The sequence below is a fragment of the Streptomyces sp. NRRL F-2664 genome, from assembly GCF_000719345.1.
In the GTDB taxonomy this organism is placed as follows: domain Bacteria; phylum Actinomycetota; class Actinomycetes; order Streptomycetales; family Streptomycetaceae; genus Streptomyces.
This window is the reverse complement of sequence record NZ_JOFX01000539.1, coordinates 1-270: the sequence shown is the minus strand read 5'-3', so window position 1 is coordinate 270 and position 270 is coordinate 1. Positions and strand designations below refer to the sequence as shown.

1 protein-coding gene is annotated in these 270 nt (G+C 72.2%); it reads left to right on the top strand.

The window, feature by feature from the left end; translation table 11 throughout:
- On the top strand, positions 1 to 270 hold a 270-nt coding region (locus IF89_RS40180; protein WP_043195161.1), incomplete at both ends, for a hypothetical protein.

Here is a 270-nt window from a genome sequence, read left to right as displayed (position 1 = left end):
GGCCTGCGCAGCACCTACACGTACTGGGCCGACGGCAGCCGGAAAACCACCGAGACCACCAACCCCGACGGCACCCGCACCACCGTCCTCTTCCACTACCCCCCCGACGGCGCCATCGCCAACGACACCCACACCGATGCTGGCGGCGGCCAGCCGCGCACCGGCAGCTACCTCACCGGAGCAGCAGGCCGCGAAGCACGCACCCTCACCGCCACCCCCGACGCAGCCCGGTACCTGCACGCCGACCGCCGCGGCAACACCATCCTCGAG